Annotated in this window: 12 protein-coding genes and 1 pseudogene; 11 read left to right on the plus strand and 2 right to left on the minus strand. The window is 60.4% G+C overall.

Going from position 1 to position 20,390, the window contains the following annotated elements; genetic code table 11:
* From mhpE to G7009_RS18245, 5 genes and pseudogenes are all read left to right on the plus strand, one after another.
* A pseudogene (gene mhpE / locus G7009_RS18225) lies at positions 1 to 398 on the plus strand (4-hydroxy-2-oxovalerate aldolase); the annotation flags it as partial.
* Between the two features lie 70 nt (positions 399 to 468).
* Positions 469 to 1,650, plus strand: a complete 1,182-nt coding sequence (gene mhpT, locus G7009_RS18230) for a 3-(3-hydroxy-phenyl)propionate transporter MhpT (RefSeq protein ID WP_181131374.1) — start codon at positions 469 to 471, stop codon at positions 1,648 to 1,650.
* An 81-nt stretch (positions 1,651 to 1,731) separates the two neighbouring features.
* On the plus strand, positions 1,732 to 3,003 hold the full coding sequence (locus G7009_RS18235; protein ID WP_181131375.1) for an OprD family porin: 1,272 nt from the start codon (positions 1,732 to 1,734) through the stop codon (positions 3,001 to 3,003).
* A gap of 334 nt (positions 3,004 to 3,337) precedes the next feature.
* Positions 3,338 to 3,556 carry a Fic family protein gene (locus G7009_RS28050; RefSeq protein ID WP_308813335.1) on the plus strand — a complete coding sequence of 73 codons (219 nt, stop codon included), beginning with the start codon at positions 3,338 to 3,340 and terminating at the stop codon, positions 3,554 to 3,556.
* Positions 3,557 to 4,358: 802 nt separating this feature from the next.
* On the plus strand, positions 4,359 to 4,649 hold the full coding sequence (locus G7009_RS18245) for a DUF3077 domain-containing protein (RefSeq protein ID WP_181131376.1): 291 nt from the start codon (positions 4,359 to 4,361) through the stop codon (positions 4,647 to 4,649).
* 14 nt (positions 4,650 to 4,663) lie between these two features.
* Here the strand turns inward: G7009_RS18245 and bla are convergent, their stop codons facing one another.
* Positions 4,664 to 5,566, minus strand: coding sequence for a class A beta-lactamase (bla, locus tag G7009_RS18250; RefSeq protein WP_219856653.1), 903 nt, complete (start codon positions 5,564 to 5,566; stop codon positions 4,664 to 4,666).
* 301 nt (positions 5,567 to 5,867) lie between these two features.
* Here bla and G7009_RS18255 point away from each other — a divergent pair, with 301 nt between their 5' ends.
* Both G7009_RS18255 and tadA read left to right on the plus strand, forming a co-directional pair.
* Entirely contained in the window at positions 5,868 to 7,250 is a 1,383-nt protein-coding gene (locus tag G7009_RS18255) for a multicopper oxidase family protein (RefSeq protein ID WP_181131377.1), read from the plus strand.
* Positions 7,250 to 7,729, plus strand: a complete 480-nt coding sequence (tadA, locus tag G7009_RS18260; protein WP_181131378.1) for a tRNA adenosine(34) deaminase TadA — start codon at positions 7,250 to 7,252, stop codon at positions 7,727 to 7,729. The genes G7009_RS18255 and tadA overlap by 1 nt, the downstream gene beginning before the upstream one ends.
* Before the next feature lie 390 nt (positions 7,730 to 8,119).
* On the opposite strand, the gene mltF is transcribed toward tadA, so the two are convergent.
* Positions 8,120 to 9,574 carry a membrane-bound lytic murein transglycosylase MltF gene (mltF, locus tag G7009_RS18265; RefSeq protein WP_181131631.1) on the minus strand — a complete coding sequence of 485 codons (1,455 nt, stop codon included), beginning with the start codon at positions 9,572 to 9,574 and terminating at the stop codon, positions 8,120 to 8,122.
* Positions 9,575 to 9,815: 241 nt separating this feature from the next.
* On the opposite strand from mltF, the gene purL reads away from it, so the two are divergent.
* From purL to G7009_RS27520, 4 genes are all read left to right on the plus strand, one after another.
* Positions 9,816 to 13,715, plus strand: coding sequence for a phosphoribosylformylglycinamidine synthase (gene purL, locus G7009_RS18270; RefSeq protein WP_181131379.1), 3,900 nt, complete (start codon positions 9,816 to 9,818; stop codon positions 13,713 to 13,715).
* A 2-nt stretch (positions 13,716 to 13,717) separates the two neighbouring features.
* Positions 13,718 to 14,029, plus strand: a complete 312-nt coding sequence (locus G7009_RS18275) for a Nif3-like dinuclear metal center hexameric protein (protein WP_181131380.1) — start codon at positions 13,718 to 13,720, stop codon at positions 14,027 to 14,029.
* A 284-nt stretch (positions 14,030 to 14,313) separates the two neighbouring features.
* Complete coding sequence (locus tag G7009_RS28055) at positions 14,314 to 16,575, plus strand: Ig-like domain-containing protein (protein WP_181131381.1); 2,262 nt, start codon at positions 14,314 to 14,316, stop codon at positions 16,573 to 16,575.
* A 176-nt stretch (positions 16,576 to 16,751) separates the two neighbouring features.
* Positions 16,752 to 20,225: a hypothetical protein gene (locus G7009_RS27520; protein ID WP_219856654.1), complete on the plus strand. Its 3,474-nt coding sequence runs from the start codon at positions 16,752 to 16,754 to the stop codon at positions 20,223 to 20,225.
* Positions 20,226 to 20,390: the final 165 nt, after the last annotated feature.

A 20,390-nucleotide genomic window follows, 5' to 3' on the forward strand; every position in this document is an offset into this window, starting at 1 on the left:
GCGTGGCCAATTCCATCGCCGCGGTGGAGGAGGGCTGCGACCGCATCGACGCCAGCCTCGCCGGCATGGGCGCCGGTGCCGGCAACGCACCGCTGGAGGTGTTCATTGCCGCCGCCGACAAGCTCGGCTGGAACCACGGCACCGACCTGTACGCGCTGATGGATGCCGCCGACGACCTGGTACGCCCGCTGCAGGACCGGCCGGTGCGAGTGGACCGCGAAACCCTGGCGCTGGGCTATGCCGGGGTCTACTCGAGCTTCCTGCGTCATGCCGAGTTGGCCGCTGCGCGTTATGGCATCAAGACGGTGGACATCCTCGTCGAGCTGGGCAAGCGACGGATGGTAGGGGGGCAGGAAGACATGATCGTGGATGTGGCGCTGGACCTGCTCGAGCGCTGATGTGAACCCGGGGCCGCTTTGCGGCCCCCTACAAACAACGACCCCATACAAAAACAAAACGGGTGATTTCATGACTTCTGCCAACAACCCGCCTCGCGTGGCTATCACCATCGGCCTGTGTTTCCTCGTCGCCCTGCTCGAAGGCCTCGACCTGCAGGCCGCCGGCATCGCCGCCCAAGGCATGGCCAGTGCCTTTGGCCTGGACAAGCTGCAAATGGGCTGGGTCTTTAGCGCCGGTATCCTCGGCCTGCTGCCCGGCGCCCTGGTCGGTGGGTGGCTGGCTGACCGCCTTGGGCGCAAGCGTATCCTGATCGGCTCGGTGGCGCTGTTCGGCCTGTTCTCCCTGGCCACGGCCCACGCCTGGAGCCTGCCCAGTCTGCTGCTGGCCCGGCTGCTCACCGGGGTCGGGCTGGGAGCCGCATTGCCCAACCTGATCGCCCTTACCAGCGAAGCCGCTGGCCAGCGCCTGCGCGGTAGCGCGGTCAGCCTGATGTACTGCGGCGTGCCGCTGGGCGCGGCGCTGGCCGCTAGCATCGGCATCGCTGGCTACAGCGGCGACTGGCAGCGGGTGTTCCATGTGGGTGGCGTCGGGCCGCTGCTGATCCTGCCCTTGCTGGCGCTGTACCTGCCCGAGTCCGGCCAGTTCCGCGCCACCGCCCAGGCCGACGACGCGCCCAGCCTGCGCCGCGAGCTGTTCGGCCAGGGCGCGACCTGGCTGCTGTGGCTGAGTTACTTCTTCACCTTGATGGTGGTGTACATCCTGATCAACTGGCTGCCGAGCCTGCTGATCGGCCAAGGCTTCAGCAGCCGTGACGCCAGCTGGGTGATGTTCGTCCTGCAAATTGGCGCGGCCATCGGCACACTGGTCCTCGGCCAGGTGCTCGAGCGCCTGCCGGCCGGTGCCACGACAGCCTTGGTGTACCTGGGGATCCTCGCCGCGCTGGCAGGCCTGGGGCTGGCCAGTACATTGCCGGGGATGCTTGTCGCCGGCTTTTTCGCCGGTTTCTTCGCCACCGGCGGGCAGGGCGTGCTGTACGCCCTGGCGCCGCATTTCTACCCCGTGCGCATGCGTGCCACCGGCGTCGGCGCGGCGGTGGCGGTCGGGCGCCTGGGGGCGATGAGCGGACCACTGGTGGCCGGCCAGATGCTCGCCCTCGGCGCCGGTTCGGCCGGGGTGCTGCTGGCCTCGGCACCCGGCGTGGTGATTGCCGCCCTGGCGCTGTTCCGCCTGATCGGTCGCCGCCCGGCCTGACCCCGCGCGCTGTTCAACCTTGCTGTGCTCCCTGCTGCGCTAGCGGCAGGGCTTATTACAACTACAAGAAAGTGAAGTGACATGCACAAGGCCCCGAAAACCTGCCTGGCCCTGGCCGCCGGCCTGCTCTGCGCCAATTCGTCCCATGCTGCTGGTTTCGTCGACGACAGCCATGCCGTACTGGTGCTGCGCAACTACTACTTCGATCGCAATTACCTGGGCCCGACCGCACAGGCGGCCGCCCGCGAATGGGCCCAGGGTTTCATCCTCAACGTCACTTCCGGCTTCACCGAGGGCCCGGTCGGCTTCGGCCTGGATGCCAAGGGCATGCTCGGCGTCAAGCTCGACTCCTCGTCCGACCGTGCCGGCACCGGCCTGCTACCGTTCGACCCGGTGACCCGCAAGCCTGCCGACAACTATTCCGAGCTGGGCCTGACCGGCAAGATGCGTATCTCGCGCACCGAGCTACAAGGCGGCACCATCAGCACCCTCCTGCCGATCGCCTTCGCCAGCCCGACCCGGCTCTTGCCGCAGACTTTTCGCGGTGCCTACCTGCGCTCCAGCGATATCGATCGGCTGAGCCTGCACGCCGGCTGGCTCGACCGCATCAACCTGCGCGACTCAACCGACTACCAGCAGATGAGCGTCGCCGGGCCCAATGGCCGCTTCAACGGCGTCGCCACCTCCGACCGCTTCACCTTCCTCGGCGGTGACTACGCCTGGTCCGACTCCTTGACCCTGCGCTACTACCATGCCGAGCTGGACCAGCTATATCGCAAGGACTACTTCGGCTTCGTCGATGATCGCAAGCTGGGGCCGGGCCGCCTGAAGAGCGATTTCCGCCTGTTTGTCACCGGCGAGGAGGGCGCCGCCAAGGCCGGCCCGGTCGACAACCGCAATACCGCGCTCATGCTCACCTACGCCTGGGCCAGCCACAGCCTGGGGGTTGGCTACATGCGCCTGGATGGCGACACCGCGATGCCCTACCTGTACGGGACCGAACCGCTGGTGATCACCGAGGGCACGCTCAGTTCCGAATTCATCAACCCCAAGGAGCGCAGCTGGCAGGTCAAGTTCGACCAGGACTTCGCCCCGTTCGGCGTGCCCGGGCTCAAGGGCATGCTGCGCTATGTGCGTGGCGACAATATCGAACTGGCGCGTTTTGGCGGGGGCGGGCTGAGCGAGAGCGAGAAGGACGTGGAGCTGTCGTACACCGTGCAGCAGGGCACGCTCGAAGGCGTAGCGCTGCGCCTGCGGCACGCGTGGTATCGCAATGACTTCCTGGCCGGCGCCACGCACCGGGACGACAACGAGCTGAGGGTCAACGTGGATTACACGGTTCGACTCTGGTAAGCCTGAGGCTAGATCAGCGCAGTGCGATCGACTGCTTTGGATCGATAGCGGTCGGTCGTCACTGGCAGCTTCGGACCTATAGCGGACCTGAGCTTTCAGAGCAGTCTCCGCGAGGAAGTACCGGCGAGCATGCGAGGTAATCAACGCCCGCAAGCGCTGCGCGTACCCTGTGGGAGCGGGTTTACCCGCGAAGAATGCGACGCTGTGTATGGCCCCGGCTTTGCCGGTGTTCGCGGGTGAACCCGCTCCCACAGGATCGCCTCTGCCAAGCAGTCTGCTTCTGGCCGTGAGCAGCGCTGCGCGAAGGGCTGCTTTGGGCCGATAGCAGCCCTTCGTGACAGGCAGCTGTCGGCCAGCAACGGGCATCACCGAGATCAGGCGGGTAGGGCTGCGTGTGTTCCTCGAAAGGGCCGAGGGGCAGTCGCGGGTGATGCGCAGCGCCATTGCAGCCTTTGGCTTCGTCTACATTCACCCGTTGGCCGACGGCAATGGGCGCGTGCGCAACCACCTGTCCGGATGGCGTGGTGTCAAATTTCGTCTTTCACGGCGGTGATCAGGCCAGGCCGCTCTGGCGTTATCCGAACCTTGGGCCACCTCTGCGCTGATAAGGGTTTGAGTACATGCCAAGCTTCTACAAAGCTGTGAACCAGGAGTAACTCCATACACAGCTTTATGCACTTTCTTACAAAAAACTTCAGACTTACCCTATATCCTGTTGGACCTTTCCGAATCATGCTTTCTTCGCCTCTAAGCGCTTGCGATGGTTTTCTTGTCGGTCTAGCCTCGACCAGTCGTTGTTGACCCTACGACCGGTTTTGACAGGCCGTGTTAGAAGACACCGCGCGCGTCTCGTGTTATGGCGGCTGTGCGTGGGGCACTTCGGTGCGCCGGTCTTTTCCGTGTACTTCTCCCAGTCTGTCAACCCGCGTACAGCTGCCACCTGCCTGTTTGACAGCAGGCATGTGGCGGCTTCAACCCTGAGAAGAGACGGAGTTATCCTTATGTTGAAGATCGTTCCGACCCGCCGCTTCAAGCAAATAACGCAAACCCCTCCATCGAAACCCTCCTGCTCCAGACCTCGGAATACCTGGTCTGCGCCCTGACCGTCGCCCAGCAGACGGTGTTGCTCCATCCCAAGCCTGCTGCTCAGGTCATGACCCTGGCGACGATGCATGAAATCGAAAATGCTCGCAGCCTGGTAGAAATGGCGCTGAGTCGGCTGCAGCCACGCCCCTGACGCCTGAACCGAGCTGGATTCTTCGCGGGGTCAGCCGCATCGGCGAACCGCCCATAGGAATAGTACGTGCGCTGGGCTGGCTCTGCGTCAGCCCGGACGCATGCGATGGAGGTTAGGTATGAGCAGCATAACCAAGACGTCGGATGTGCAGACTTCTGGTGTCGGCACCTTTGGTGAGGGTGTCGAGGGAAAGATTACAGACCGATTGTTCAAAGTCACGCCGGGACATGACGCGGAATATGCGTTGGAGCAGGCGACGGTACTCATGAGCTGCGTCTACAAGATCACGCTGGCGGCAGGACGCGAGCGGGGCGACGAACTGGTGTGGGCAGCGCATTGCCTGAGTGGGATGGCCAAGGCGCTGGTCGAGGATGTGGCACACGGGATGATGACGGGGCCTCTACGCTAAGTTTTGTCTGGGCGTTAGAGAGGCTTCAAGTCGCGCACCAGCGCAGCCCCCACTTCGGCCAGCACTGTATTACGTTCCTCCAATGACAAGCGCGTTCCGGTCAGATAGACGGCTACCACCACCGGGCCATGCGTCGTGTCATCGCCCGTGGGCCAGATCACCGCAATGATGCCTCGCGAGCCATATTCGGACGCGCCGGTGCGGTCGGCGATTTTCCAGCCTCCAGGCAGGCTGGCGCGAAACAGCGGGGCGCTGACCTTGTTGTCTACCAGCCAGGCTTCGAACTGCTGGCGCGAGGTCTCGGATAGCACATTCCCCAGCAACAGCGCCCGCAGGCTCTGCGCCGCGGCAATGGGGCTGGTTGTGTCGCGTGGATCACCGGGCGAGACGTTGTTGAGCTCCGGTTCGTAGCGATCGACGCGCGTTGTGCCGTCGCCGATGGAGCGCATGAATGCCGTCAGCCCGGCAGGCCCGCCCACGGCCTTGAGCACCAGGTTGGCGGCGGTGTTGTCGCTCATGGACATGGCGGCATCGCACAGCTGCGACAACGATAGGCCTGGTCCATCTGCATGATCGCGCGTGACCGGTGAATAGCTGTCTAGCTCCCGCGACGTATAAGTCATGCGCTGTCCCAAGTCGAGCTTGCCCCGGTCCGCCTGGGACAACAGGCTTGCGCAGGCGAAGGCCTTGAAGGTGCTGGCCAGGGGAAACCGCTGATCACCTTTGTAGGACCAATGGGTATCGGAAGCCAGGTCAGTTACGCTGATGCCCAGCCGACCGCCCGTGCGCTGTTCGATCTGGGCCGCGGTTTTGCCTAGCTGCTCGCCGAGTACCGGGGAGGCGAATACGCTCGTCGTGCCGATGACCGATGCGATGAGCAAGGTAACGATCAGTGCGACGTGATTGATGGTCTTCACAGTGGCGCCTCGTACTTGTTCTTGATAAAGCGGCGGAAGATAGCGCTTCCGGTATGAGGATGCTGTAGGACGCGTCTGAATCGTCCTAGGTCTGTTGTATCGAAATATTAGGTTCTTGCCTGACGCAGGAAAAACCATGAGTTCGCATGGCGTGAGGGCTGTACGCCTCCTCGAACGCAGGCTCGATGCCATTTAAACCACTCTTCACTTAATCTTTCTCAATTGCGGGTGTATCGTATTCGCCCTTCTTCGCCAGCCCCTTACTGGCAGACTGATTTCGCAATACGAGGTACCTGCTCCAATGTCCTTTACCCGTCGACAAATGCTCAAGGGCCTGACCGGTCTGGTGGTCGTAGGCCTCGGTGCCGGCGGCGCCGCGCGCTACTGGCTTGGCAAGGTCGAGGACGAGCAGGCCGGGCACGACTATGAGCTGATCGCTGCGCCCCTGGATGTCGAGCTGGTGCCGGGCTTCAAGACTGAAGCCTGGGCCTTTGGCCCGTCGGCTCCCGGCACCGAGCTGCGCGTGCGCCAGGGCACCTGGTTGCGGGTGCGCTTCATCAACCATCTGCCGGTAGAAACGACCATCCATTGGCACGGCATCCGCCTGCCGTTGGAAATGGACGGCGTGCCTTATGTGTCGCAGCTGCCCGTGAAGCCGGGCGAATTCTTCGACTACAAGTTCCGCGTGCCGGATGCGGGGAGCTATTGGTATCACCCGCATGTCGCCAGCTCCGAGGAACTGGGCCGCGGCCTGGTGGGCCCCCTGATCGTCGAGGAGCGCGAGCCGACGGGCTTTCGTCACGAGCGTACGCTGAGCCTGAAGAACTGGCACGTGGACGAGCAGGGCGTCTTCACGCCTTTCAGCATCCCCCGCGAGGCAGCGCGCAACGGGACCGCAGGGCGCCTGATCACGATCAACGGCCAACCCGACTCTGTGACCGAGTTGCCGGCCGGCCAGGTCGTGCGGGTGCGTCTGCTCAACCTGGACAACACCTGGACCTATCGCATCAACCTGCGCGGCGACTGCGAGGCGATGGTCTATGCGCTGGACGGCAATCCCATCACCCCGCGCCCCTTGGGCAAGGATTACTGGCTCGGCCCAGGAATGCGCATTTGCCTGGCGATCCGCATTCCCGAGGCAGGTGAGGAAATCTCCCTGCGCGACGGCTTCGTGCGCCTGGGCACCCTTCGCTCCGTGGCCAGCGATGAAGCGCCCGGCGACTGGCCTCCAGCCTTGCCGCCCAACCCGATCGCCGAGCCCGATCTGGAAACTTCCGAGAAGCTCAACTTCAATTTCGAGTGGGTAGGCAAGGTCTCGGTGAATACCGAGGAAGGTCGGCCACCCAGCCTGTGGCAGATCAACGGCCAGGCCTGGGACATCACCGACGAGACGTGTGCCGATCGGCCCATTGCTACCTTGAAACTGGGCAAGAGCTACATCTTCGAGTTCAAGAACATGACCCAGTACCAGCACCCGATTCACCTGCATGGCATGAGTTTCAAGGTGATCGCGTCCAATCGGCACAAGATCGTCGAGCCCTGGTTCACCGATACCTACCTGCTGGGCAAGAACGAGCGGGCCCAGGTGGCACTGGTCGCCGATAACCCGGGCACCTGGATGTTCCATTGCCATGTGATCGATCACATGGAAACCGGCCTCATGGCCGCGATCGCGGTGGTCTGATGCGTCCTCAAATCATCGATCGCAGCCGCGATCAGGAATTCATGCGCATGGCCTTGGAACTGGCTGCCGAGGGCGCCGCATTGGGTGAGGTACCGGTGGGGGCCGTGCTGGTGCAGCATGGGCAGGTAGTGGGGCGCGGCTTCAACTGTCCGATCAGCGGCAGCGATCCCAGTGCACATGCCGAGATGGTCGCTATTCGAGCCGCGGCCCAGGCTGTCAGCAATTACCGTCTGCCGGGCAGCACCCTGTATGTCACGCTCGAGCCGTGCAGCATGTGCGCGGGGCTGATTGTCCACTCACGCATCGGGCGCGTGGTGTACGGCGCCCTGGAGCCCAAGGCGGGCGTGGTGCAGAGCCAGGGGCAGTTCTTCACCCAGGGTTTTCTCAATCATCGGGTAATGTTCGAGGGTGGGGTGCTGGCGGAAGAGTGCGGGCGGATTCTGAGCGAATTCTTCAAGGCGCGGCGGGCGAAAGTGTAGCTGCCGAGACCATTGCGGGTCATCACGACACAAGGCCGCTCTCATGAAAAAGCTTTTATCTCACTGATCTTGATGATTTTTTGAGCCGCTGCCATATCTGTGGGAGCGGGTTTACCCGCGAACAATGGCGCGACCTTGCCGATAAAGACGATGACATGGGCGGCCTCTTCGCGGGTAAACCCGCTCCCACAGATACAGCGGGGGCTACAGAAAAGTCTTTGCGCGACAGTGCAGCCCACCAGGCTAGGCAGAGTCCTAAGGTTTCGAGGGTGTTTGAGAGACTTCCAGGGCCGTCACCAAGGCCTGTAGGGGTGACTTCTCCGGAGCGCCGAACCGCCCGCGATAGGCTGCGCAGTAGCCTCAGTTCAGGCAACCTGACACCGCGTGGGATCACATCGGCGGTGACTGCTCTGGCTTGTCCTTGTTGACGCCCGGCACATGCAGAGTGCCCTCGGCCACCTGACCCTCGAGCTGCGGTTGGGTCACCCAGGTCAGGATGTCGTAATAGCGCCGGATGTTGGCCACGAAGTGTACCGGCTCCCCGCCACGCGCGTAGCCATAGCGCGTCTTGCTGTACCACTTCTTCTGCGCCAGGCGCGGCAGCATCTTCTTCACGTCCAGCCACTTGTTCGGGTTCAGGCCCTCGCGCTTGGCCAGGGTGCGCGCGTCCTCCAGATGGCCGCTGCCGACGTTGTAGGCGGCCAGGGCGAACCAGGTGCGATCAGGCTCCTCGATGCTGTCATCGAGCTGTTCCTTGACCATCATGAAGTACTTGGCGCCTCCCTGAATGCTCTGTTTGGGGTCCAGCCGATTGGACACGCCCACGGCTTGCGCGGTGCGCTGGGTCAGCATCATCAGGCCGCGTACACCGGTCTTGGACGTGACTTCGGGCTGCCACATGGATTCCTGATAGCCGATCGCCGCCAGCAGCCGCCAGTCGACCTGCTCGACCTTGGCCGAAGCGTGGAAGTGTTTCTCGTACTTGGGCAGGCGCTGTTGAAGGTGCTGGGCAAAGGTGTAGGCGCCGACATAGCCGAGCACGTCGACATGGCCGTAGTAACGATCCTTGAGACGCTGCAAGGTGCCGTTCTTCTGAGCCTTGTCGAGAAAATCGTTGATCTCGTTGAGCAGGCTGTTGTCTTCGCCAGCGGCAACGGCCCAGCGCTGGTCGCGGGCGTCGCCCAGGTCGAAGGCCACGCGCACCTTGGGGAAGTAGACCTGGTTCATCGCCAGCTCGTTGGAGTCGACCAGGGTCAGGTCGATCTGCCCCTCATCGACCATGCGCAGCAGGTCTACTACCTCCACGGCGTCGGACTCTTCGTATTCGAGCGCCGAATACTGCTTTTTCAGCGCAGCCAGCTGTTCCGCGTGGCTGCTGCCCTTGAGCACCATGATCTTCTTGCCTACCAGGCCCCTGGCATCGGTCGGGCGCGAGCGGCCGTTGCGGTAGATGATCTGCGGGGTGACTTCCAGGTAAGGGTGGGAGAACTTCGCCTGGACGCTGCGCTTCTCGCTGCTGACCAGCCCGGCGGCGGCGAGCACGGGGCCGGCGGGCTTGCCCAGCTGATTGAACATCTCGTCGAGGTTGTCGGCCGTCTCGATCTCCAGCTCGACGCCCAGGTCGTCGGCAAAGCGCTTGACCAGCTCGTATTCGAAACCGGTATCGCCGTTGCGATCCTGGAAATAGGTAGCCGGGCTGTTGCGGGTAACCACGCGCAGCACACCGTCCTCCTTGACACGCTCGAGTGTGCTAGGTTTTTCAACACAGGCACCGAGCATCAGGAAGAGTCCGGTTGCGAAGAGCCATCTGGCGCAACGCTGGCGCAAAGCAGTGTGGGCGAACATAGGTTGCAGTATACGCAAAGCGCCGGTCCCGCCATATCTCGACAATGCCGAGCTTGTCTGGTAGCGAGTTTTCCGATATGGGGCGTTGGCTTTTCTTACAGCCTGTTTTCTGACCCTGAAGTCCGGTTCAGGCACCGACATGTGGTCGGGCAGCAATACCCTGTTGCGGGTGCCGAAAGCCGCGGATTTAGGCTAGAATGCACGGCCTCTAAGCACACCCCTTCCTGAGGCTGTCCCGACGATGTTGATCCTGCGCGGCGCTCCTGCCCTTTCTGCCTTTCGCCACGGTAAATTACTCGAGCAACTGAGCCAGAAAGTCCCCGCTGTTACTGGTTTGTATGCCGAATTTGCCCACTTCGCCGAGGTCGATGGCGAACTGACCGCCGACCAACAGCAGGTGCTGGGTCGGTTGCTCAAGTACGGTCCGAGCGTCCCGGTGCAGGAGCCGACGGGCCGCCTGTTCCTGGTGGTGCCTCGCCTGGGCACCATTTCGCCCTGGTCGAGCAAGGCCAGCGACATCGCCCACAACTGCGGGCTGCAGAACATCCGGCGCCTGGAACGCGGCATCGCCTATCACGTCAGTGGCGAGCTGAGCGACGCCGACGCTGCCCTCGTCAACGCCACGCTGCATGACCGCATGACCCAGCGCGTGCTGACCCGCCTGGAAGAAGCCACCGACCTGTTCAGCCATGCCCAGCCCAAGCCGTTGACTGCCGTCGACGTCCTCGGCGGTGGTCGTGCCGCGCTGGAGCAGGCCAACGTCGAACTGGGCCTGGCCCTGGCCGAAGACGAGATCGACTACCTGGTCGCCGCCTTCCAGGGTCTCAAGCGCAACCCGCACGACATCGAACTGATGATGTTCGCCCAGGCCAACTCCGAGCACTGCCGCCACAAGATCTTCAACGCCAGTTGGGATATCGATGGCCAGAGCCAGGAAAAAAGCCTGTTCGGCATGATCAAGAACACCTACCAGATGCACAGCGAAGGCGTGCTGTCCGCTTACAAGGACAACGCTTCGGTGATCGTCGGCAGCGTCGCCGGCCGCTTCTATCCGAATCCCGATACCCGCCAGTACGGCGCGGTGCAGGAGCCGGTGCACATCCTGATGAAGGTCGAGACGCACAACCACCCGACCGCCATCTCGCCATTCGCCGGCGCCTCCACCGGCTCCGGCGGCGAAATCCGCGACGAGGGCGCGACCGGCCGTGGCGCCAAGCCCAAGGCGGGCCTGACCGGCTTCACCGTTTCCAACCTGCGGATCCCCGGTTTCGAGCAGCCTTGGGAGAAGCCGTACGGCAAGCCCGAGCGCATCGTCAACGCCCTCGACATCATGATCGACGGCCCGCTGGGCGGCGCTGCCTTCAACAACGAATTCGGGCGTCCGGCACTGACCGGTTACTTCCGCACCTTCGAGCAGTCGATCGACACTCCGCACGGCGATGAAGTGCGCGGCTACCACAAGCCGATCATGCTGGCGGGCGGCCTGGGCAACATCCGTGAAGACCACGTGCAGAAGGGCGAGATCACCGTCGGTGCCAAGCTCATCGTCCTCGGCGGCCCGGCGATGCTGATCGGCCTGGGCGGCGGCGCGGCCTCTTCGGTCGCCACGGGTGCCAGTTCGGCCGACCTGGATTTCGCCTCGGTACAGCGCGAGAACCCTGAGATGGAGCGCCGTTGCCAGGAGGTCATCGACCGTTGCTGGCAGCTGGGCGACGAGAACCCGATTGCCTTCATCCACGACGTTGGTGCGGGCGGTATCTCCAATGCCTTCCCGGAGCTGGTCAATGACGGTGGCCGCGGTGGTCGCTTCGAACTGCGCAACGTGCCCAACGACGAGCCGGGCATGGCCCCGCATGAAATCTGGAGCAACGAATCGCAGGAGCGCTACGTGCTCGCGGTCGATGCGGCCAACTTCGAGCGTTTCAAGGCCATCTGCGAGCGCGAGCGTTGCCCTTACGCCGTGGTCGGTGAAGCCACCGAAGAGCCACACCTGACCGTCACCGACAGCCACTTCGGCAATACCCCGGTGGACATGCCGCTCGACGTCCTGCTCGGCAAGCCGCCGCGCATGCACCGCTCGGTAACCCGTGAAGCCGAACTGGGCGATGACTTCGACCCGGCCACCCTGGAACTTGCCGATTCGGTCGAACGCGTATTGCGTCATCCGGCCGTGGCGAGCAAGAGCTTCCTGATCACCATCGGCGACCGCAGCATCACCGGCCTGGTAGCCCGCGACCAGATGGTCGGCCCTTGGCAGGTCCCGGTGGCCGACTGCGCCGTCACCGCTACCAGCTTCGACGTCTATACCGGCGAAGCCATGGCCATGGGCGAGCGTACGCCGCTGGCCCTGCTCGACGCCCCGGCCTCCGGTCGCATGGCCATCGGCGAGACCCTGACCAACCTGGCCGCGTCACGCATTGGCAAGCTCTCCGACATCAAGCTGTCGGCCAACTGGATGTCCGCCGCCGGTCATCCGGGTGAAGATGCCCGCCTGTACGACACGGTCAAGGCCGTGGGCATGGAGCTGTGTCCGGAGCTGGGCCTGACCATTCCGGTGGGCAAGGACTCCATGTCGATGAAGACCAAATGGAGCGACGAGGGCGCCGAGAAGAGCGTCACCTCGCCGATGTCCCTGATCGTCAGTGGCTTCGCTCCCGTGGTCGACATTCGCAAGACCCTGACCCCTCAGTTGCGCATGGACAAGGGCGAGACCGACCTGATCCTCATCGACCTGGGCCGTGGTCAGAACCGCATGGGCGCCTCCATCCTCGCCCAGACCCACGGCAAGCTGGCCAGCCGGGCGCCCGACGTCGATGACGCCGAAGACCTCAAGGCATTCTTCGCCGTGATCCAGGGGCTCAATGCCGACGGACACCTGCTGGCCTACCACGACCGTTCCGACGGTGGCCTGGCGACTACCGTGCTGGAAATGGCCTTTGCCGGTCATTGCGGCCTCGGGCTGGAGCTCGACACCCTCACCAGCCGCCGCGAGAAGGCCGCCGCCATCCTCTTCAACGAAGAGCTGGGCGCCGTGATCCAGGTACGCCGGGACGCTACCCCGGTCGTGCTGGCACAGTTCAGCGCCGCGGGCCTGGGCGAGGACTGCGTCGCGGTGATCGGCCAGCCGATCAACAATGCCGAAGTCGTCATCCGTCTCAATGGCGAAGTGCTGTTCAAGGGCGACCGCCGCCTGCTGCAGCGCCAGTGGGCAGAAACCAGCTACCAGATCCAGCGCCTGCGCGACAACGTCGACTGTGCCGAGCAGGAGTTCGACGCCCTGCTGGAAGAAGACAACCCGGGCCTGAGCGCCAAGCTCGGCTTCGACGTCAACGAAGACATCGCCGCGCCGTACATCAAGACCGGCGTGCGTCCTCAGGTCGCGGTCCTGCGCGAGCAGGGCGTCAACGGCCAGGTCGAAATGGCCGCGGCCTTCGACCGCGCCGGCTTCAGCGCGATCGACGTGCACATGAGCGATATCCTCGCCGGCCGTGTCGACTTCGCCGACTTCAAGGGCCTGGTGGCCTGCGGTGGCTTCTCCTACGGCGACGTGCTCGGCGCTGGTGAAGGCTGGGCCAAGTCGGCGCTGTTCAACAGCCGTGCCCGTGATGCCTTCCAGGCCTTCTTCGAGCGCAACGACAGCTTCGCCCTGGGGGTGTGCAACGGTTGCCAGATGATGTCCAACCTGCACGAACTGATCCCCGGCACCGAGTTCTGGCCGCACTTCGTGCGCAATCGCTCGGAGCAGTTCGAGGCGCGCGTGGCCATGGTCGAGGTGCAGAAGTCCAATTCGATCTTCCTGCAGGGCATGGCCGGTTCGCGCATGCCGATCGCCATCGCTCACGGCGAAGGCCATGCCGAGTTCGCCAGCGAGCAAGCGCTGCTTGAAGCCGACCTCTCCGGCACCGTGGCCCTGCGCTATGTCGATAACCACGGCAAGGTGACCGAAGCCTATCCGGCGAACCCGAACAGCTCGCCGCGCGGCATTACCGGCCTCACCAGCCGTGATGGTCGCGTGACCATCATGATGCCGCACCCCGAGCGGGTATTCCGTGCCGTGCAGAACTCCTGGCGCCCGGACGACTGGCAGGAAGACGGCGCCTGGATGCGCATGTTCCGCAACGCGCGGGTTTGGGTGAACTGAGCATGCACAAGCTCGCCTTCTTCGTTCCGCCCAGCCACGTGGACGTGGTCAAGGCTGCCGTATTCGCCGCCGGTGGCGGACGTATCGGCGACTATGACCATTGCGCGTGGCAGGTGCTGGGCCAAGGCCAGTTCCGCCCCCTCGATGGCAGCCAGCCCTACCTGGGGCAGACTGGCGTAGTCGAGCGGGTGGAGGAATGGAAGGTGGAGCTGGTGGTGACCGACGACCTGATCACTCAGGTCGTCGCTGCGCTCAAGCAGAACCATCCTTACGAGACACCGGCGTATGAGGTGTGGCGGCTGGCTGACATCTGACCACATTCGAGCGAATTCAGAGCAGCCCTTCCACGTCATCCACGTGGAGGGCTGCTTTTTTTTAGGCGGCATAAGATTGTTCTGAACCTCTGAGCGTAGCCAGGGGCTCATGCACGTACATGCAAATGGCTATAGATACCAAAATACATTATGTCGTTAATGAGATGGACCATCACTATAAAAATAGTATGCCCGGCGATTTCTAGCATTTTTGTCAGGTGACGTGCCTAGCCAGGCCGCGATAAAAAGGAGTCTAGGTAAGACGAGCAGCCGGGAGGCTAGGCATGACCATCTTGACGATCTACTTTTGTGGAACGAGCTCCACAAAGTTCGATGATACTAACCCCTTGTACTGGCAAGGCGAGCTGATCGCTCACCTGGCGGCCTCAACCATGAGTAGAGAGTTCGCGGAGTGGGTGGTTATAGATGGTCCTGGAAGCGATAACCTGCAAGCGGATGACTTTTGGACAGAATTCATCAACTACAGTTATTTTTCTGGTGCTACGTTCGGTAATGGATGGGAGGAAAATGTCAGGCATGCCCTTCATATTATCAAGGGGAATTTTAACTGGCAGCGTCAAAAGCTTACTGCCAAGCAGTATGAACTATTAAAGGCTGCAGGTATTCCAATCAACGACGCGACAGCCAGCGGGCACTACTTAAAAACCTACGACTACGGGGATAGAAAGGTTACCCAGCAGCAGTTGCAGGCCCAGATTGTGAGAACATTTAGAAAGGATGGCGTGATTCCGGCGAAAGTGAACCTGGTGGGGTGGAGTCGCGGTGGGGTCAGTTGTCACATGCTCGCAAACGCCATGTTCGAAGACGATGAACTTAAGCATATTCCTGTTAATATTCTTGCTATTGACCCTGTCCCAGGCCCAGGTAATTTTCAACCTAATAAAGTGACGTTGAAAAGTAATGTGAAAGAGTATGTCGGTTTCTATGCGCGCAACGAACACTCGAAGGGGTTCAGCTGCGTGATACCCAAGACCGATCCCAAGACATCCATTCATGTCTATCCCATCGCTGGAAGACACGCTACCTTGGTCGGCAATGCAGGGGCTGATGGCGTTTCCGGCGGTAGGGTGGCCAAAGAACCTGGTCTTATCGTTCGCCACTTCTCGGAGTGTTGCCTGGCCACATGGGGTACCCCACTTGAGAAAAAGCTCGACCTGAGTGGGGGGCAACTTCTTAAGTATATTGGCAGTATCGAGGAGTCTGCCACCCTTTACCAGACAATGGAGAGTACCGTATACGTGGTCGGGACCGATACCACTGATGGCGAGCGCACGGTCTCATACGGCAATGAAGGAAGAAAGTTTTCTTCCATCCAAGGGCAACCCTATAACCCTACTACCGGCTTGGCTTCCAGCTGGTACGAAGTCCTCGCTTCCTCGCCCCTGTTCGATGCCAACAAAGCTTATTGGTCAGACACGCTGGCATCCAGCGAAGAACAATTGTTTTTCACAGGAGTGCAGGTCCGGTCAGGCGATAAGCTGAGCGTGGTCACCGAGGGCGAGCTTACCGTAGATGACACCCAGACGAGCGGAGGGCAGGCAGGACAGTCTGCCCGCCAGTCTGATCTGCTCCGCATCTATGTTGGCTATATTCAGGAAACCTTACCTGCGCCGACGACTGACCCCGAGCTCCCGGATAACGTGCTTGACCCCTCAAAAGGTGATTTCGAATTCGGCGTGGACATTGTGATTCCAGCCATAGAAGGATTTGAAGCGCCTTATAAGGTCACCGTCATATGGAGCACCTCGGCAGGTGGCTACTTCGAGGATGAACAAGAGGTTGATACTGACAAGGCGCTTTCAGCGTTTCTGATTCCTCGAGAGGAACTAGAGCTCAAGGGTGATAAGCCCGTCGATGTCGAAGTTTATTATGTGGTGACGAAGGAAGGAAAGCCAGACCATGCGTCGGCCGACTTGTGTTTTAAAATTGCCGAGCCTTCGATGCTGATTCCGCGCATTGAAGTCAATCAGGGAGTCATGAAAATCGACGGCGGCGCTGTTGAAGTATACCAGGCCCGCGGTGGCGTTTTTGTATCTGCAGGTTGGCGTACCCAACGCGGCTATAACGTCGCGCGCCAACAAAGAAGACCCGAGGGAGGACTGGGGCCGTTCACTTTTAGTTGCAGCAATAAGGACATTGCGTCTGTCGATAACGAAGGGTATGTGACAGGCTTGAAAAATGGCGCGGCTACTATCATTGTCACCGACAGCCGGAACGACACGGCGACCTACCGAATAGAAGTATCAGGGTGTTTCAATGTCTATCTGGCGGAGGGTAACTACAACCTGATTACCGCTGAGCAGTGGTGCAGAAGAACAGGCTTGGTCCCTCTGGGGACTAGGGAGTTTCATAAGCTTGCAGCAAAGTATGGTAAATCGCTGCCTATCACTCGGCACACGTGGACGTGCATCAGGTTGAACCACGATGCCGGTTGGTTTTATCACGCCCAGATGAAGTCGCCGTCCTATTTTGCCAACACATACAACGGAGCCATTGTTGGCGCCATGGCCATGAAATACCACTAGGCGCTTACGCTAAGCCGCTACTACCGAAGCGCTGAGTGCCTCACAGTATTGTTCTGTTTTAAAGTTTCCGAGCTGTGCGCCGAGCTGGCTATGCCGTCATGCCGCCAGTGATTATCGCGCTTGTGCGTATGGCAAAGACATACCCTCCATCCGCTGGACCCATCAGGGGAAGACACATGGACTATATGCATTCGCTGGACAGCCAAGCAGATTTGAATGAGGCTGATGTCGTTGCCGAAGACAACGCCGGAATCGGCGGGCTCAAGGAACTATCGAAGTCCTTTGAGGCGGCTCTCCAGCCTAAGTATCTCGATAATGCTGAATCAAACTTTCCGAGACCCTTTGTGCTTGAGTCCCACTGGCCTATCGTCACGGCCGATATCGGAATAAGCGACGCTATGGTCTGGCAGCCGGACAACGGCGTGATCGTTATTATTCCGCCTTATACTGGCATGAGTGAACACGACATCATCCAGGTCATCTGGAATGGCCAGCAGGTGGCAGGTGCGCGGCTCAAGGCGGATCAGCTGAACACCTATGTGACCTACAATGTACCCAGCGACAAAGTGCCCGCCGGTCACCACGAGTTGTATTACACCGTGCACGGGGCCAGCATTCCGTACAGGTCGCCGCCAACCGCAACATTGGTCCGCTTCGGACAGCCAGGCCATACAGGCGCCGAGCAAGCGGTGGAATTACCCGCCCCCATTGTTGCCCTTCCTGCGTCAGGATCGATCGGGGTGGCACAGGCCGCATCGGCTGTGAAGGTGACGATCCCCGCCTATCCCAACATGCAAGAGCATGATCGTATCCATCTGTATTGGGGCGAAGAAGTCATTGAGCAGACGGTGAAAACACCGGATGTGAACCGGCCTGTTGTCATCGAGGTCCCGGAAAACAGGATTCGTGCCGCCGGTGACAGTGAGGCGCTGCCAGTCTACTACTTCATCGCCGATGAAGTCGGGAACGAGTCTGAGTGGTCCGAGGACGCAATCATCAAGGTTGCACTTGAAGAAAACCTGCTCAGCGCTCCTGCGATTGTCAGTCTGAAGGCAAGCGAGAAAAGTGACTCCGTCACTGAAGTCGATCTGGATGAGCTATCGGGGGCGAGCCTGGAAATCGAGGTGCAGACGGCTGAGGAGGTGCAAGCTGATGATAGCGTCCTGCTCCGCTGGAACGGAACTACCGTGGAGGGCCAGGTCATCTCTCGAGTGTTGGGCCCAGAGAACGTGAGCATCACAGAGAAATCCTTGCGATTTACTGTCGCTAATACGGACCTGCAGGATCTTGTAGAGGGGTCGGCACGGGCATTTTATACACTTCAGCGCAAAGAGGAGGTGCGCGTCTCCAAGAGTACGTTCGTCAGTATTACTGGTTCACGCCCTGGCGGCCTGGCAGCTCCGTCCCTGCACAAGGTCGAGGAGGATTGGATCGAGGCCGATCGCGAGCAAGTGCACGTGATAGTCCCCACCTCGGCAGGACTCCAGGCGGGTGACGAAGTAACGGTGATCTGGCGCGGCACCACCGCGGATGGGAGCTCGTTATTGAGACAGCCGAAAACCTACCAGGTGACCCAGAAACATGCGGGAAAAAGCCTGCCTGTGAGAGTGAACGGTGCGGAGGTTTTAAAGCCTCTTGATGGAGGATGGGTCGACGTCTCCTATACGATCAAACGGAGAAAATCTACGGATGGCTCCAACCGTACCTTGCTCTTTCCTGGTGCACCGGTTGGAACGTTGGTCATGGGAATAGCGACTGAAGGCAAGCGTGAGCCTGAAACGGAGCGAGCGATACGACCACCCCTTTATGACGCTCCTGCTACCGGAGAAGGCGAGGTCTACTTTTACATTAATGGGTATGCGGGGGAGTACGGCAAGCATGCTGGAAGCCTGACCGTAACGCTTGCTAAAACAGCGTCTGAAAAAAACGCGAAGACGGATGTGTTTGACGCATTGTCAGACGCGCTTGAAGGCTGTTTTAACCAGACAGTCAATACCGGTTATGTGAAGTTATACGATACTCCCAGGATCTGGGGGCAGGTGTTCGGTAAGGACATGATGCCGCAGGCCGTGGAACGCGCAGAGGAGTTTGAAGCTGGGATTGTGAGCATGGTGCGGAATCTGCGCTATCGGTGCGATATTTCTTCACTCAATGCACCGGATGCCGAGTGGCGCAAGACGCTCCTGTCGGCGATCGATGGGGCGCTAAGCGCACAGGCTGAAAAGCAAGGAAAGCCGCAAATAAGATTCTTGTTCGCCCAGACGCCTACGGTGCTGCTGAAAGGAGTACCCTATTATTTCAGAGGCACGCCGGAATATCTTGCGTTGAAGGACGCGGTCGCGCAACTGGTTGAGCAGAGAGCGCAGCAGTGGGGGCTTAAGCCGGATATCTGGATTGGTCGATACTATCGAATAGCGGAGGGTTTGAAGAGCTCCGCACTTAAAAAACTGTTTCCAGATGATCTCATCGATGATGCTGAAACTGCGATGACTTGGAATCATACCAAGATAATTGCCGTCGATGGCGTTCAGTCATTCGTCGGTGGGCATAACCTGAATACGGATCTTTTCAAAAGTTATCCGCCTGTGCACGATGTGTCCGTAAAGGTGCTGGGAAAGGCGGCCCTGAGTGCTCAGCTTTTTTTGAACGAGCTTTGGGAGACGGGCAATGATCTGTTGACCAAGGAGTATTTCGATGCCGACACTCTGTCCTGGGTGAATGCGGATGGTCTTTCAGGTCAGCCCAGTGACCCTTTGAGTGAAAGTAAAGTGCTGAAATATGTCGATGATAAGCACAAGGAATACATGAACACTCGCCCTGCCGAGTCAGACTACGAAAGGTCCGCTCGGATCCTGTCCGTCGGTAAATACTGGACAGGGCCTGATCGGCGAACGGACTATAAAAAAGGGTCCGAGATCATGAAAGAGTTCATCATAAAAAATGCCAAGAAGAGCATTCGTATGTCACAACAGGACATTGTAAGCGCCTGGAAAAAGCAGTGGCGAGACCACGATGTATGTCGATGGCTGATCGAGGCATTGCTGGCTAACCCTGAGCTGCGTGTGCAGGTGGTCGTTTCGCCTCTCGACGCGGCAGCGGGCGCCGAGGGCGACCAATATTCCTTTGGATCGGGTGCCAAGCGAACGTTTGACATACTGGCCTACTACATGATGCACGACGAATATACCGATGCTCTTTTGGATGATCCACAGGGCATACGCCGCGCCGCGCTGGCCCGCTTGGAAGTCGCGCCATTTTTTTATACCGACGTCCCAGCTGAGCGATCAACCGAAGGCGCTACCTATCAATGGCCGGACCAGGCAGAGGAGGCCCATACGGCCACCCTCAAAGAATCGCCGCTCTCGGAAAAGCCGCCGCGAGCTGGGGTCATAGGTTATCCTCTTCAGTCGTTGATCAAAGCCAGCGGCTTGGCAGTGCCGAAAGTCCCATCAGCGCCTGGCAATCATGCGAAGGTGACCATTATTGACGACACGTTCTATGTGGTGGGGTCTGACAATATGTACCCTGGTTATCTGGCTGAATTTAATTATCTTATCGAGGGCGAGCCCGCCGTCAGCGCGTTCATAAATTCCTATTGGGAGCCGCTGTGGCGTTATTCAGAAAAACACGTCATCCGGTATGAAGCTTGAACTTGCCGCGTACCGTTTTCACATTCTTACACGCACTATATGGAGTTCTCCGTGCGGCATGGACTCCGTTTGGGTAATTGGGTCTGGCGTTGGCCCCGGCGCACGACCTGCTCGGCCTTCTGGGCAGGGAAGGATTGACAGGATCCCATAGCTAATTCCAATCAG

Source organism: Pseudomonas capeferrum (genome assembly GCF_013523055.1).
In the GTDB taxonomy this organism is placed as follows: Bacteria; Pseudomonadota; Gammaproteobacteria; order Pseudomonadales; family Pseudomonadaceae; genus Aquipseudomonas; species Aquipseudomonas capeferrum_A.

Bases quoted from the DNA above. Each gene is read 5' to 3' on its own strand.
- mhpT (WP_181131374.1), top strand. From the start codon at position 469: ATGACTTCTGCCAACAACCCGCCTCGCGTGGCTATCACCATCGGCCTG.
- G7009_RS18235 (WP_181131375.1), top strand. From the start codon at position 1,732: ATGCACAAGGCCCCGAAAACCTGCCTGGCCCTGGCCGCCGGCCTGCTC.
- G7009_RS18245 (WP_181131376.1), top strand. From the start codon at position 4,359: ATGAGCAGCATAACCAAGACGTCGGATGTGCAGACTTCTGGTGTCGGC.
- G7009_RS18255 (WP_181131377.1), top strand. From the start codon at position 5,868: ATGTCCTTTACCCGTCGACAAATGCTCAAGGGCCTGACCGGTCTGGTG.
- tadA (WP_181131378.1), top strand. From the start codon at position 7,250: ATGCGTCCTCAAATCATCGATCGCAGCCGCGATCAGGAATTCATGCGC.
- mltF (WP_181131631.1), bottom strand. From the start codon at position 9,574: ATGTTCGCCCACACTGCTTTGCGCCAGCGTTGCGCCAGATGGCTCTTC.
- purL (WP_181131379.1), top strand. From the start codon at position 9,816: ATGTTGATCCTGCGCGGCGCTCCTGCCCTTTCTGCCTTTCGCCACGGT.
- G7009_RS18275 (WP_181131380.1), top strand. From the start codon at position 13,718: ATGCACAAGCTCGCCTTCTTCGTTCCGCCCAGCCACGTGGACGTGGTC.
- G7009_RS28055 (WP_181131381.1), top strand. From the start codon at position 14,314: ATGACCATCTTGACGATCTACTTTTGTGGAACGAGCTCCACAAAGTTC.
- G7009_RS27520 (WP_219856654.1), top strand. From the start codon at position 16,752: ATGGACTATATGCATTCGCTGGACAGCCAAGCAGATTTGAATGAGGCT.